We start from the raw sequence: 14,209 nt of genomic DNA on the forward strand, positions 1-14,209 counted from the left end.
TGTGGGGGTGTGCGCGGCCGCACGCCCCGGGGCCGGCCAGGGGACGACCGAAGGTGTGATCAGTAGTGGCCATTTCGCTGTCAGTGGTGGTTCTGTTGGCGGTCATTCTGGTGATCATGATCCGCGGCAAGCACATGAAGACCGGCCCCGCGATCGTCGCGGTCCTCTTCGGCTTCTTCCTCGCGTCCAGCTCCATCGCCCCGGACGTCAACCGCTTCCTGAACTCCCTCGCCGACACCATCGCGGGCATCAAGCTCTAGGCGAAGCCCCCGGGAACGACAGCAGGGCCAGACCGAGGGAAAACCCTCCGACCTGGCCCTGAGGCACTGAGAGCGGGTGACGGGAATCGAACCCGCGTAGCTAGTTTGGAAGACTAGGGCTCTACCATTGAGCTACACCCGCAGTACGCGCGCCGCAGGTCCGGGGACCGTGGCACGGACAGCATCCTAGCGGGTCGCGCGGGTGGAGCGCACACCCCTTTGGTGCCCGCATCGTCCCGCGCGGACCGCGCGCGCGTGCGGCCGGCGGGAAGCGGGCGCGTCGGAGGGTCTCCGGGCATGTACCCTACGTGTCGCACCGACGGGGTGTGGCGCAGCTTGGTAGCGCGTCCGCTTTGGGAGCGGAAGGTCGTCGGTTCGAATCCGGCCACCCCGACCACCAGTACCGCCCGCACCGGGATCGCGTCTCGAAGATCGCGTTGTGGGCTGATTGCCGCTTGCGGTTACTATGCAAGCTGCGTGCCCGTGTGTCTGATGTACCGGGCCGAATCCGTCGAACCGCTGAATCGCAGCGTTACGGCAGAACCCCCAGCAGTCAGCCACAAGGAGACCGAACCGTGAAGAGCGCCGTGGAGACCCTGAACCCGACTCGGGTTCGGCTCACTGTTGAGGTGCCCTTCGAGGAGCTCAAGGACAGCCTCGACGCGGCGTACAAGAAGATCAACCAGCAGGTCACGGTGAAGGGCTTCCGCAAGGGCAAGATCCCGGCCCGCGTCATCGACCAGCGCTTCGGCCGCGGTGCGGTGCTGGAGGAGGCCGTCAACGACGCCCTCCCGAAGTTCTACACCGAGGCGGTCAACGAAGCCGACCTGAACCCGCTGGGCCAGCCCGAGGTCGACATCAAGGAGCTGAAGGACGGCGAGCTGCTGTCCTTCACCGCCGAGGTGGACGTCCGCCCGGAGATCGAGATCCCGGACTACTCCGGCATCGAGGTCGAGGTCGACGCCATCGAGGTCTCCGACGAGGACGTCGAGAAGTCGGTCGAGCAGCTGCGCGGCCGCTTCGCCTCCACGAAGGACGTCGAGCGCGCCGCCCAGGACGGCGACGTCGTCACCATCGACCTGGAGGCCAAGGTCGACGGTGAGGTGCTGGAGGACGGTGTCGCCGGCGACGTCTCCTACACCATCGGCTCGGGCGAGCTCCTCGACGGCATCGACGAGGCCGTCAAGGGCCTGGAGGCCGGTGGCGAGGCCACCTTCACCTCCCAGCTGAAGGGTGGCTCCGCCGAGGGCAAGGACGCCGAGGTCACCGTCAAGGTCACCAAGGTCTCCGCCCGCGAGCTGCCGGAGCTGGACGACGAGTTCGCGCAGATGGCGAGCGAGTTCGACACCCTCGAAGAGCTCAAGGCGGACAGCCGCAAGCGCCTTGAGAACATGAAGCAGTACGACCAGGCCACCCAGGCCCAGGAGCGCGTCCTGGAGAAGTTCCTGGAGCTCGTGGAGATCCCGGTCCCCGAGAAGCTGCTCGCGGACGAGGTGCAGACCCGCAAGCACAACCTGGAGCACCACCAGCTCGGCCAGATGGGTCTGAACCTGGAGAAGTTCCTCGAGATCCAGGGCAAGACGGCCGAGGAGTTCGACGCCGAGACCACCGAGCAGGCCGTCAAGGGCATCAAGACCCAGTTCCTGCTGGACGCCCTGGTCAACAAGGAGAAGCTGGGCGTCAACCAGGAGGAGCTCACCGAGCACCTCATGCGCCGCGCGCAGTCCTCGGGCATGTCCCCGGACCAGTTCGCCCAGGCCGTCGTCGAGGGCGGCCAGGTCCCGATGCTCGTCGGCGAGGTCGCCCGCGGCAAGGCCCTCGCGGTCGTCGTCGAGAAGGCCAAGGTCGTCGACACCAACGGTGAGGTCATCGACCTGTCCGACGAGGACGAGGACGAGGCCGCCGTGGAGGCCGCCGCCGAGACCGAGGCCGGCGAGACCGAGGCCGCGCAGACCGAGGGCGACGAGGCCAAGTAACACCCCCTGGGCCCAGGCCCCGGAGCAGTGCCTGTGAGGGCCCGGACGCAGCCGCGTCCGGGCCCTTCCCCGTGCCCCCGTGACGCTCCTCGAAGGGCCCGGTTACCTTGCGCTCCGAGCGAACAGTTCGGGAAGCGGGATGGCGTTGTCCCACCTGCGCGTTAGGGTCCATGAATACGAGGGCACGGGAGTACCCGACACCGGCGGGCATCGTCCCCCCGGTTGGTCCGCGCCCCAGAACGAGACGCTGAGACGGCATGTGGCCGTCGGAGACGAGCAGGTGGATACGTGACGAATCTGAAGCCTTACGCCGCGGGTGAGCCGTCCATCGGTGGCGGCCTCGGCGACCATGTCTACAACCGGCTGCTCGGCGAGCGCATCATCTTCCTCGGCCAGCAGGTCGACGACGACATCGCGAACAAGATCACGGCGCAGCTCCTGCTCCTGGCCGCCGAGCCGGAGAAGGACATCTACCTGTACATCAACAGCCCCGGTGGCTCCGTGACGGCGGGCATGGCGGTCTACGACACCATGCAGTACATCCCGAACGACGTCGTCACCATCGGCATGGGCATGGCCGCCTCCATGGGCCAGTTCCTGCTCACCGGCGGCACCGCCGGCAAGCGCTTCTCGCTGCCGAACACCGACATCCTGATGCACCAGGGCTCCGCCGGCATCGGCGGCACCGCCTCGGACATCAAGATCCAGGCCCAGTACCTGCTGCGCACCAAGCAGCGCATGGCTGAGATCACCGCGCACCACTCGGGCCAGACCGTGGAGGCGATCATCCGCGACGGCGACCGCGACCGCTGGTTCACGGCCGAGGAGGCCAAGGCGTACGGCCTGATCGACGAGATCATCTCCGCCGCGTCCCTGGTCCCCGGCGGCGGCGGCACCGGCGCCTGATCCCGGCCCCGGCGCACGAAGCCCCGTACGCCGGCCCCGCCGGCCCCACGGCCCAGGCAACCTCAGCCCGCAGAACGCCACCAGGATGGTGAACACCCAGATGCAGAACAACTTCTCCGCGAGCTTCTCCGCGAGCGGCCTCTACTCCGGCCCGCAGGTGGACAACCGCTACGTCATCCCGCGCTTCGTCGAGCGCACCTCGCAGGGCGTGCGCGAGTACGACCCGTACGCGAAGCTCTTCGAGGAGCGCATCATCTTCCTCGGAGTGCAGATCGACGACGCCTCCGCCAACGACGTCATGGCGCAGCTGCTGTGCCTGGAGTCGATGGACCCGGACCGCGACATCTCGATCTACATCAACAGCCCCGGTGGTTCCTTCACCGCGCTGACCGCGATCTACGACACGATGCAGTTCGTGAAGCCGGACATCTCGACGGTCTGCATGGGCCAGGCGGCCTCGGCCGCCGCCGTCCTGCTCGCCGCCGGCACCCCCGGCAAGCGCCTGGCGCTGCCGAACGCCCGTGTGCTGATCCACCAGCCCTCGGGCGGCACCGGCCGCGAGCAGCTCTCCGACCTGGAGATCGCGGCCAACGAGATCCTGCGCATGCGCGACCAGCTGGAGAGCATGCTGGCCAAGCACTCGACCACGCCGATCGACAAGATCCGCGAGGACATCGAGCGCGACAAGATCCTCACGGCCGAGGACGCGCTGGCATACGGCCTGATCGACCAGGTCGTCTCCACCCGCAAGATGAACGCGGCCTGATCCTTGCCGCCAATTGGCGTGGACACCTCGTCGGATTCGGCGATGTGAACCACGTCAAGGGGGCCCCGCTCGGGGCCCCCGGCAAGGTACCGTCGGATATGAGGCACCAGGAGTCGCTGAACCAAGCGTCTCCCAGGCGAAGGGGAAGCACCTCGTGGCACGCATCGGTGACGGCGGCGACCTGCTCAAGTGCTCGTTCTGCGGAAAGAGCCAGAAGCAGGTGAAGAAGCTCATCGCAGGACCCGGTGTGTACATCTGCGACGAGTGCATCGACCTCTGCAACGAGATCATCGAAGAGGAACTCGCGGAGACCTCCGAGGTCCGGTGGGAGGAACTCCCCAAGCCCCGTGAGATCTACGAGTTCCTGGAGAGCTACGTCGTCGGCCAGGAGCCGGCGAAGAAGGCGCTCTCGGTAGCGGTCTACAACCACTACAAGCGGGTCCAGGCCGGCGAGAACGGCGGCGCGCAGGGCCGGGACGACGCGATCGAGCTCGCGAAGTCCAACATCCTGCTGCTCGGCCCGACGGGCTCCGGCAAGACCCTGCTGGCCCAGACCCTCGCCCGCATGCTGAACGTCCCGTTCGCCATCGCCGACGCGACGGCGCTGACGGAGGCCGGGTACGTCGGCGAGGACGTCGAGAACATCCTGCTGAAGCTGATCCAGGCCGCTGACTACGACGTCAAGAAGGCCGAGACCGGCATCATCTACATCGACGAGATCGACAAGGTCGCCCGCAAGAGCGAGAACCCTTCGATCACGCGCGACGTTTCGGGCGAGGGCGTCCAGCAGGCCCTCCTGAAGATCCTGGAAGGCACGACGGCTTCGGTGCCGCCGCAGGGCGGCCGCAAGCACCCGCACCAGGAGTTCATCCAGATCGACACGACGAACGTGCTCTTCATCGTCGGCGGCGCCTTCGCCGGCCTGGAGAAGATCATCGAGTCGCGTGCGGGCGCCAAGGGCATCGGGTTCGCCGCCACGATCCGCTCCAAGCGGGAGATCGAGGAGAGCAACCAGTTCCAGGAGGTCATGCCGGAGGACCTGGTGAAGTTCGGGATGATCCCCGAGTTCATCGGCCGCCTGCCCGTCCTGACCTCGGTGCACAACCTCGACCGCGAGGCGCTGCTGCAGATCCTCATCGAGCCGCGCAACGCGCTGGTGAAGCAGTACCAGCGGCTGTTCGAACTCGACGGCGTCGAGCTGGACTTCGAGCGCGAGGCCCTCGAAGCCATCGCGGACCAGGCGATCCTCCGCCAGACCGGCGCGCGCGGCCTGCGCGCCATCATGGAAGAGGTCCTGATGTCGGTGATGTACGAGGTCCCGTCCCGCAAGGACGTGGCCCGCGTGGTCATCACCCCGGACGTGGTCCGCTCCAACGTCAATCCGACGCTGGTCCCGCGCATCGTCCCGAAGGACCAGGGCCCGCACGAGAAGTCGGCCTGACCGAAGCGCACATGGAGAAGGGGCGCCCCCGCCGGGGCGCCCCTTCTCCGTGTTCCCGTGCCGCGGCCGGATCAGGCCTTGGTGCGCGAGGTGTCGTAGAGCTTCGCGGCCACCGCGGCGACCTCGTCGAGCGAGCCGCCTCCGCCGATCAGGACCGTGGCCGGGTCGACCATGTTGACCGGGACCAGGGTCGAGCGGTCGCTCCAGGCGCAGGTGGGGACCTGGACGCTGCCGGGCGTCTTGCTCGTACCGGGCTTGCTGCTGCTCATCTTGACGGTGGCGCACTTCATGACGGCGCCCTTGAAGCCGGCCGGAGCGAACGCCTTCGGCGTGCCGACCAGCTCGTACTTGAGACCGGCCGCGTCGGCTTCCTTGTTGGGCTGGCCGACGCTCGCGAAGTAGCCGTCGACGGCCTTCTCGGGGTCGGCGATGTCGCCCCAGTAGCCCTTGGTGGTGACCGTCTTCCCCTTCGCGTCCCCGTTGAGCTGGTACTGGGCGCCGGCGCTCTGGGCGTTGCGCACACCCACCGCTTCGACCTTGGCCTTCTCCTCCGGGCTGAGGACCGGGTTGCTGCCGGGCGCGCCGGGTTTGGCCGGTGTCTTCTTGTACTGGTCCACGGCCTCGGGGAAGACCAGCTTGTAGCCCTTGGTGCCGGCCGAGGCCGTGCCGGAGCCGCCGTCGCCCTTCAGGAACCACCAGCCGCCGCCCGCGACGACCGCCACCGCCACGATCACGCCGATGACGACGCCGGCCTTCGACTTCTTCGGGGGCTGCTGCGGGGGTATGCCGCCGCCGTACGGGGGCTGCTGGTAGCCGTACGCGGGCTGGGGCGGCTGCGGCGGCTGCGCGTAGCCGCCCTGCTGGGGGTACGCCGGCGGGGGCGGCGGCGGGGCCTGGGGGTAGCCGTAGCCCGGCTGCGGGGCGGGCTGGCCGTACGGGTTCGGCGGCGGCGGGGGCTGCTGGCCGTACGGCCCCGGCTGCTGCGGCTGCCCGTACGGACCTGGCTGGTGGTAACTCATCCCGCGTCCCCCTGTGAGGTTGCTTATCTGTTCCTCACATCCTGGCGGAAGCGGGCCCGGCCCGGGGGACCGGGGCCCCAGGCGTTACCGAACCACGACGCCGCCGGGACCCCCGCGGCACCCCGCGGCACATCTCCCCGTCCACGGGTATCGATTCGTGACGGGGGTGGCGCCCCCCGTATCCTGTGCCCCGTGACCGAGAACACGCAGACACCCAGTGCCCCCAGCTCCGAACTGCCGACCCAGTACGCGCCGGCCGAGGTAGAGGGGATGCTCTACGAGCGCTGGGTAGAGCGTGGCTACTTCACGGCCGACGCGAAGAGCGACAAGCCCGCGTACACCGTCGTCATCCCGCCGCCGAACGTCACGGGCAGCCTGCACCTGGGCCACGCCTTCGAGCACACGCTGATCGACGCCCTCACCCGCCGCAAGCGCATGCAGGGCCACGAGACGCTCTGGCAGCCCGGCATGGACCACGCCGGCATCGCGACGCAGAACGTCGTGGAGCGCGAGCTGGCCAAGGAGGGCAAGTCCCGTCACGACCTCGGCCGTGAGGCGTTCGTCGATCGCGTCTGGCAGTGGAAGGACGAGTCCGGCGGCCAGATCTCCGGGCAGATGCGCCGCCTCGGCGACGGCGTCGACTGGTCCCGCGAGCGGTTCACCATGGACGAGGGGCTGTCCGAGGCCGTCCAGACGATCTTCAAGAAGCTCTACGACGACGAGCTGATCTACCGCGCCGAGCGCATCATCAACTGGTGCCCGCGCTGCCTCACCGCGATCTCCGACATCGAGGTCGAGTACCAGGACGACGAGGGCGAGCTCGTCTCGATCCGCTACGGCGAGGGCGCCGACAGCCTCGTCGTCGCGACGACCCGCGCCGAGACGATGCTCGGCGACACCGCCGTCGCGGTCCACCCGGACGACGAGCGCTACCGGCACCTGGTGGGCACGCTCGTCAAGCTGCCGCTGACCGACCGCTCCATCCCCGTGGTCGCCGACAGCCACGTCGACCCCGAGTTCGGCACCGGCGCCGTCAAGGTGACTCCGGCGCACGACCCGAACGACTTCGAGATCGGCCAGCGCCACGGCCTGCCCAACCTCGCGGTCATGGACGAGCACGCCGTCATCACCGTCCACGGCCCCTTCCTGGGCCTGGACCGCATGGAGGCCCGCTCCGCCATCGTCGCCGCCCTGCGGGCCGAGGGCCGGATCGTCGCGGAGAAGCGCCCGTACACCCACTCCGTGGGCCACTGCTCCCGCTGCAAGACCACGGTCGAGCCGCGCCTGTCGATGCAGTGGTGGGTCAAGGTCGCCCCGCTGGCCCAGGCCGCCGGTGACGCGGTCCGCGACGGCCGCGTCACGATCCACCCGCAGGAGATGGAGAAGCGCTACTTCGACTGGGTCGACAACCTCCACGACTGGTGCATCTCGCGCCAGCTGTGGTGGGGCCACCGCATCCCGGTCTGGTACGGCCCCAACGGCGAGATCGTCTGCGTCGGACCGGACGAGCAGCCGCCGGCGGGCGAGGGCTGGCGCCAGGACACGGACGTCCTGGACACCTGGTTCTCCTCCGGCCTGTGGCCCTTCTCCACCCTGGGCTGGCCGCGGCAGACGGAGAGCCTCGCGAAGTTCTACCCGAACTCCGTCCTGGTCACCGGGTACGACATCCTCTTCTTCTGGGTCGCCCGGATGATGATGTTCGGCCTGTACGCGATGGACGGCACCCCGCCGTTCCACACCATCGCCCTGCACGGCATGGTCCGCGACCAGTTCGGCAAGAAGATGTCGAAGTCCTTCGGCAACGCCGTCAACCCGCTGGACTGGATGGACGAGTACGGCTCCGACGCCGTCCGCTTCACCCTGGCCCGCGGCGCCAACCCCGGCGTCGACGTGCCGATCGGCGAGGACTGGGTCCAGGCCTCCCGCAACTTCGCCAACAAGATCTGGAACGCCACGCGCTTCGCGCTGATGAACGGCGCCACCGTCGAGGGCGAGCTGCCGGCCCCCGAGCAGATGTCGGCCACCGACCGGTGGATCCTCTCGCGCCTCAACAAGACCGTGGCCGAGGTCGACGCGTACTACGAGGACTACCAGTTCTCGAAGCTGTCGGACTCGCTCTACCACTTCGCGTGGGACGAGGTCTTCAGCTGGTACGTCGAGCTGTCGAAGACGACCTTCTTCGCGGGCGGCGAGCAGGCCAAGGTCTCGGGCCGGGTCCTGGGCGAGGTCCTCGACGTCATGCTGCGCCTGCTGCACCCCGTGGTCCCCTTCGTCACCGAGACCCTGTGGACCACGCTGACCGGCGGCGAGTCCCTCGTCATCGCCGAGTGGCCGAAGGACAGCGGCTTCCGCGACGAGGCCGCCGAGGCCGAGGTCCTCAGCGTCCAGGCCGTGGTCACCGAGGTCCGCCGCTTCCGCAAGGAGCAGGGCCTCCAGGACGGCCAGAAGGTCCCGGCCCGCCTGGACCTGGCCGGTACGCCGCTGGCCGCGCACGAGGCCGCCATCCGCCAGCTGCTGCGCCTCCAGCCGGAGGGCGCGGACTTCAGCGCCACCGCGACCCTGCCGGTCGCCGGGGCCACCGTCGCCCTCGACCTGTCGGGGACCATCGACGTGCCCGCGGAGCGCAAGCGCCTGGGCAAGGACCTGGCGGCCGCCGAGAAGGAGAAGCAGCAGGCCGAGGCGAAGCTCGGGAACGAGGCCTTCCTGGCCAAGGCCCCCGACAACGTCGTGGACAAGATCAAGGGCCGGCTGGCCAAGGCCGAGGCGGACATCGCCCGCATCCAGGCCCAGCTGGACGCGCTGCCCGCCGCGTAACCCGTTCGACGAGGCCCCCTTCCCCCTGCCGCCGGCCGGGGGAAGGGGGCCTCAGCCGTCCCCGGAGCGGGCGGGGCCGGCGGCTCCGTCCAGACCCCTGCCGAGTGCCGCATATCACGTCATATGTCCGTCTCGTGGATCCGATCCCGGCCGCCGAGCACGGATGATGGGGGCATGCCCCTCAAGCCCGCCCTCTCGGTGTTCCACCGGGTCGTGGCCTGCGGCCGTCGGCTCACGGAGGACTGGGCCGGCTCGCCGCGGGCGCAGGACGCCCTCGCCGCCGCGGTCTGCCTGGGCCTGATGGCGCTGGACCTGCCGGGCCTGGCCGCCGCCGACAACTCGCTGACCGGGTTCCAGGCCGCCGCCGTGCTCACCCTGGGCTGCTCGACCCTGCTGGTGCGGCGCCGGATGCCGTGGCTGGCGTTCGCGACCTCGCTGCTGTTCATCGGCTGGCTGCACGAGCTGACCCTGATCCAGTTCGCCCTGTACTCCGTCGGGCGCTACCGGGGCCGGCGGGCCGGCGTCCTCGCCACCCTCGGTTACGTGGCCTTCGCGCTCGCGGTGTTCAGCCTGCCGGGCTGGCCCGAGCCGCGGGCGGAGACCCTCAGCGCCTTCCTCAGCCTGGTGGTGCCGATCGGGGTGCTCGCCTCGGCGGTCGGGATCGCCGCCTACCGGCACGACCTGGTCCGCGAGCTGGAGGCCCGGCGCGCCGAGTCGGCGGTGCTGAACGCCGTCCAGCAGGAGCGGACCTCCGTCGCCCGCGACGTCCACGACTTCGTCGGGCGGGAGCTCACCCTGCTCACGGTGCGCTCCGAGGTGCTCTCCGTGCGGGCGCGCGAGACGGCGTACGCGAAGGATTTCGAGGAGCTGGCCGACACCGCGCGCCGGGCCCACCTGGTGCTCAACGAGATCATCGTGCAGCGCGGGGAGCGGGCCGCGACCCCGGGCGTCGAGGGGCTGGCGGCGCTGGCGCGCGAGAGCGGGCAGGCCGGTTCGCCGGTCCGGCTCGCGATGGACCCGGACGCGCACGCGCTGTCGCCGCTGCGGCAGGCGGCGGTCTACCGGGTGGTGCAGGAGTGCCTGACCAACGCCGCCAAGCACGCGCACGGCGAGACCATCGACGTGGCGATCCGGGTGGACGGCCCCCAGCTGCGGATCGCCGTCCGCAACGGCCTCCCGGCCCGCACCCCGGGCCGCGCCCCCGTCTCGGCGGGCTCGGGCACGGCGAGCATGGCCGAACGCGTCAGCAGCCTGGGCGGCACCCTGACGGCGACCCGCACGCGGGACACGTACGAGGTGGTGGCCACGCTGCCGCGGGGTTAACCCTTGACGGTCTGACCGCGCAGCAGCCCGTCCAGCGAGTCGAGATCCTCCACGCACTGGCCCGAGCCCAGCGCCACGCAGTCCAGCGGGGCGTCCGCGACGAAGACCGGGATGCCCGTGGCGGAGGCGATGCGCAGGTCGAGGCCGGGCAGGAGGGCGCCGCCGCCGGTGAGGACGATGCCGTGCTGCATCACGTCGCCGGACAGTTCGGGCGGGCACTCCTCCAGGGTGGAGCGGACGGCGGCGATGATCGCCTCGACCGGCTCGTCGAGGGCGGAGCGCACGTCCCGGGCGGTCAGCTCCAGCGTCTTCGGCATGCCGCCGACCCGCTCGCGGCCGCGCACGGTGAACGTACGGGTCTCCAGCTCGGGCCGCTCCGGGACGGGCCACGCCGAGCCGATGCCGATCTTGACGTCCTCGGCGGTGCGCTCGCCGATGAGCAGCCCGTGTTCCTTGCGCACGTGGTCCGCGACGGCCGTGTCCAGCCGGTCGCCGCCGACCCGCAGGGACCGCGAGGTGACGATCCCGCCGAGGGAGATGACGGCGACCTCGCTGGTGCCGCCGCCGATGTCGACGACCATCGAGCCCCGGGCCTCCGCGACGGGCAGTCCCGCGCCGATGGCCGCCGCCATCGGCTCCTCGATCAGGTGGACCGCCTTGGCGCCGGCCCGGGTGGCGGCCTGGACGATGGCCCGCCGTTCGACCGGGGTCACCCCGGAGGGCACGCAGATCACCATCCGGGTGCGGGGGCGGCGGCCGGGGACGGCCTTGCGCACGAAGTGCCGGATCATCTCCTCGGCGGCCTCGTAGTCGCAGATCACCCCGTCCTTGAGGGGGCGGATCGTGGTGATGGAGCCCGGGGTGCGGCCGATGGTCTCCTTGGCCTCCGTCCCGACGGCGAGGGCGGTGGTCGTGCCGGCCTTGACCGCGACCACGGACGGCTCATTGAGGACGATCCCGTGCCCACGGGCGTAGACGAGGGTGTTCGCGGTCCCCAGGTCGATGCCTATGTCGCGGCTGGAGGCTGTCTTGTTGGCGCTGGCCTGCGGCATTTGTTCCCCAATCTGATGTCCGCAAGGCTTGCATAACGATCCGGTCGCTTTCGTCGCCGATGGTCCCGAAACGGCCGGGCCGAAAGTCCCGGGGGTCCTCGTCCGTAGACTGGGGCCCGTGAGTGAGCAGCAGCCCGAGATCCCCGACCGTGACGGCGTCGACCACCTCGACGACTCCTTCGACGAGTTCGACCAGATAGTGGCGGAAGAGTCCGGCCGCGACCCCGACCTGGCGGTGATCGAGGCCGGCAGCCGCACCCTGCGCGCCCAGGCCGGACCGCCCGCGGCGGCCGATGCGGTGCCCTCCCGCCCCGAGGACCCGGAGGTGGCGAAGGCGCTCCTGGAGGTGGAGCAGGAGCTGGCCTCGCGCTGGGGCGAGACCAAGCTGGAGCCGTCCGTCAGCCGGATCGCCGCGCTGATGGACGTACTGGGCGAGCCGCAGCGCGCGTACCCGTCCATCCATGTCACCGGCACCAACGGCAAGACCAGCACGGCCCGCATGATCGAGGCCCTGCTGAACGCCTTCGAGCTCCGCACCGGCCGTTACACCAGCCCGCACGTGCAGTCGGTGACCGAGCGGATCAGCCTGGACGGGGTGCCGATCAGCGCCGAGCGCTTCGTGGAGACCTACCACGACGTCAAGCCGTACGTGGAGATGGTCGACGCCGCCGAGGAGTACCGGCTGTCGTTCTTCGAGGTGCTCACCGGGATGGCCTACGCGGCCTTCGCGGACGCGCCCGTCGACGTGGCCGTGGTCGAGGTCGGCATGGGCGGCACCTGGGACGCCACCAACGTGATCGACGGTTCGGTCGCGGTGATCACCCCGATCAGCCTCGACCACACGGACCGGCTCGGCTCCACGACCGGCGAGATCGCCCAGGAGAAGGGCGGCGTCATCAAGCAGGACGCCACCGTCATCCTGGCGCAGCAGCCGGTGGACGCGGCGCAGGTGCTGCTGAAGAAGGCCGTCGAGGTGGACGCGACCGTGGCCCGCGAGGGCATGGAGTTCGGGGTCGTCTCCCGCGAGGTGGCGGTCGGCGGCCAGATGCTGACCCTGCGCGGGGTGGGAGGCGAGTACGACGGGATCTTCCTGCCGCTGTACGGCGCCCACATGGCGCACAACGCGGCGGTGGCGCTGGCCGCCGTCGAGGCCTTCTTCGGCGTCGGCGCGGAGCACGCGCGGGAGCTGGACGCGGACACGGTGCGCCGGGCCTTCGCCGCGGTGACCTCGCCGGGCCGCATGGAGGTCGTGCGGCGCAGCCCGACGGTGATCCTCGACGCCGCGCACAACCCGGCCGGGGCGCGGGTGACGGCGGAAGCCGTCACCGAGGCCTTCGGCTTCAGCCGGCTGATCGGTGTGGTGGCGGCGAGCGAGGGCAAGGACGTCAGGGGCGTCCTGGAGGCCTTCGAGCCGATCTTCGCGGAGGTCGTCGTCACGGAGAACACCAGCCACCGGGCGATGGGCGCCGACGAGCTGGCGGCCGTCGCGGTGGAGGTCTTCGGGCCGGAGCGGGTGCAGGTGGAGCCGCGGCTGGACGACGCCCTGGAGGCGGCGGTCACCCTGGCGGAGGAAGAGGCCGAATACGGTGGGGCCGGGGTCCTGGTGACCGGTTCCGTGATCACGGTGGGCGAGGCCCGCCTGCTGTTCAAGAGGGGCTGAGGGATCGATGCGCACGCTCTGCGCGAGCACGCTGATCGGCGAGTTCTTCGTCGTCGGCTTCGCGGGCCTGGTGGCCATGAAGAACCCGGACCTGACCCAGGCCCAGGTGTGGACGGTGTGCGGCGTCGTCATGCTGCTGTCGGTGCTGCTGTGCGGGATGCTCTCGCGTCCCGGCGCGGTGCCGCTCGGCTGGGCGCTGCAGATCGGCCTGATCGCGAGCGGTTTCGTGGTCCCGACGATGTTCTTCCTGGGCGCCGTCTTCGCGGGCCTGTGGTGGTGCTCCGTGCACTACGGCCGGAAGATCGACGCGGCCAAGGCGCGGTGGGCCGCACAGGCGGAAGCCGCCGCTCCTGACGCTGCGTGACGGTTCCCCGTAACGGCCCTGTAGATTCGCCCTACCGCACCCGTATGCCGCAAGGAGTTACCACATGACCCAGCGCACCCTCGTCCTGCTCAAGCCCGACGCCGTCCGGCGCGGCCTGATCGGCGAGATCATCGGCCGCATCGAGCGGAAGGCCGGCTGGACCATCCCCGCGCTGGAGCTGCGCACGCTGGACGAGGCGACGCTGGAAGCGCACTACGGCGAGCACAAGGGCAAGCCCTTTTACGAGCCCCTCATGGGCTTCATGGCCGGCGGTCCGGTCGTCGCCCTGGTGGTCGAAGGGGAACGCGTGATCGAGGGTGTCCGCCAGTTGGCCGGACCCACCGACCCGATCGCCGCCGCGCCCGGGTCCATCCGGGGGGACTTCGGTACCGTCACCCGGGAGAACCTGGTCCACGCCTCGGATTCCGAGGAGTCCGCGGAGCGGGAGCTGAAGCTGTTCTTCCCCGCTCTCTGAGCACTCTTTCCTGACGAGACATCAGCCATATAGCGCTCATGACCTGGGGCGACCGAAGTAATTTCGGTCGCCCTTCGGTATTACGGGCGCCGAGCGGGAACGCCTGGACAGGACACGACGTCACCACTAAGGGGACGGGTATCCGTTCCGGCG

The 14,209-nt window shown here is 70.0% G+C and carries 12 protein-coding genes and 2 tRNA genes; 11 read left to right on the forward strand and 3 right to left on the reverse strand.

Going from position 1 to position 14,209, the window contains the following annotated elements; translation table 11 throughout:
• Positions 1–65 precede the first annotated feature (65 nt).
• Positions 66–260 (forward strand): hypothetical protein, encoded by a 195-nt coding sequence (locus ACZ6ZT_RS06580; protein ID WP_469716158.1) that lies wholly within the window; start codon positions 66–68, stop codon positions 258–260.
• Positions 261–331: 71 nt separating this feature from the next.
• Here the strand turns inward: ACZ6ZT_RS06580 and ACZ6ZT_RS06585 are convergent.
• Positions 332–402 (reverse strand) — tRNA-Gly (locus ACZ6ZT_RS06585).
• Between the two features lie 178 nt (positions 403–580).
• On the opposite strand from ACZ6ZT_RS06585, the gene ACZ6ZT_RS06590 reads away from it, so the two are divergent.
• From ACZ6ZT_RS06590 to clpX, 5 genes are all read left to right on the forward strand, one after another.
• Positions 581–657 (forward strand) — tRNA-Pro (locus tag ACZ6ZT_RS06590).
• 178 nt (positions 658–835) lie between these two features.
• A complete protein-coding gene (tig, locus tag ACZ6ZT_RS06595) occupies positions 836–2,236 on the forward strand; it encodes a trigger factor (RefSeq protein ID WP_469716159.1) in 1,401 nt (466 codons plus the stop codon).
• A 288-nt stretch (positions 2,237–2,524) separates the two neighbouring features.
• On the forward strand, positions 2,525–3,142 hold the full coding sequence (locus ACZ6ZT_RS06600) for an ATP-dependent Clp protease proteolytic subunit (RefSeq protein ID WP_030229632.1): 618 nt from the start codon (positions 2,525–2,527) through the stop codon (positions 3,140–3,142).
• Positions 3,143–3,227: 85 nt separating this feature from the next.
• Positions 3,228–3,908 carry an ATP-dependent Clp protease proteolytic subunit gene (locus ACZ6ZT_RS06605; protein WP_469716161.1) on the forward strand — a complete coding sequence of 227 codons (681 nt, stop codon included), beginning with the start codon at positions 3,228–3,230 and terminating at the stop codon, positions 3,906–3,908.
• A 154-nt stretch (positions 3,909–4,062) separates the two neighbouring features.
• Positions 4,063–5,349, forward strand: a complete 1,287-nt coding sequence (gene clpX, locus ACZ6ZT_RS06610) for an ATP-dependent Clp protease ATP-binding subunit ClpX (RefSeq protein ID WP_351816679.1) — start codon at positions 4,063–4,065, stop codon at positions 5,347–5,349.
• A 71-nt stretch (positions 5,350–5,420) separates the two neighbouring features.
• On the opposite strand, the gene ACZ6ZT_RS06615 is transcribed toward clpX, so the two are convergent.
• Positions 5,421–6,368 (reverse strand): hypothetical protein, encoded by a 948-nt coding sequence (locus ACZ6ZT_RS06615; protein WP_469716164.1) that lies wholly within the window; start codon positions 6,366–6,368, stop codon positions 5,421–5,423.
• 192 nt (positions 6,369–6,560) lie between these two features.
• On the opposite strand from ACZ6ZT_RS06615, the gene ACZ6ZT_RS06620 reads away from it, so the two are divergent.
• Positions 6,561–9,182: a valine--tRNA ligase gene (locus ACZ6ZT_RS06620; RefSeq protein WP_469716165.1), complete on the forward strand. Its 2,622-nt coding sequence runs from the start codon at positions 6,561–6,563 to the stop codon at positions 9,180–9,182.
• Between the two features lie 174 nt (positions 9,183–9,356).
• Positions 9,357–10,505 carry a sensor histidine kinase gene (locus ACZ6ZT_RS06625; RefSeq protein ID WP_469716166.1) on the forward strand — a complete coding sequence of 383 codons (1,149 nt, stop codon included), beginning with the start codon at positions 9,357–9,359 and terminating at the stop codon, positions 10,503–10,505.
• Here ACZ6ZT_RS06625 and ACZ6ZT_RS06630 read toward each other — a convergent pair.
• Positions 10,502–11,557, reverse strand: coding sequence for a rod shape-determining protein (locus ACZ6ZT_RS06630; protein ID WP_469716168.1), 1,056 nt, complete (start codon positions 11,555–11,557; stop codon positions 10,502–10,504). The two genes, ACZ6ZT_RS06625 and ACZ6ZT_RS06630, sit on opposite strands and share 4 nt — an antisense overlap.
• A gap of 118 nt (positions 11,558–11,675) precedes the next feature.
• Here ACZ6ZT_RS06630 and folC point away from each other — a divergent pair, with 118 nt between their 5' ends.
• The 3 genes from folC (at position 11,676) to ndk (ending at position 14,056) form a co-directional block, all read left to right on the forward strand.
• A complete protein-coding gene (gene folC, locus ACZ6ZT_RS06635; RefSeq protein WP_469716170.1) occupies positions 11,676–13,217 on the forward strand; it encodes a bifunctional tetrahydrofolate synthase/dihydrofolate synthase in 1,542 nt (513 codons plus the stop codon).
• Between the two features lie 7 nt (positions 13,218–13,224).
• A complete protein-coding gene (locus ACZ6ZT_RS06640) occupies positions 13,225–13,581 on the forward strand; it encodes a DUF4233 domain-containing protein (RefSeq protein ID WP_469716172.1) in 357 nt (118 codons plus the stop codon).
• Between the two features lie 64 nt (positions 13,582–13,645).
• Positions 13,646–14,056, forward strand: a complete 411-nt coding sequence (gene ndk / locus ACZ6ZT_RS06645; protein ID WP_469716174.1) for a nucleoside-diphosphate kinase — start codon at positions 13,646–13,648, stop codon at positions 14,054–14,056.
• Positions 14,057–14,209: the final 153 nt, after the last annotated feature.

It is taken from the genome of Streptomyces sp. NPDC102258, from assembly GCF_055584685.1.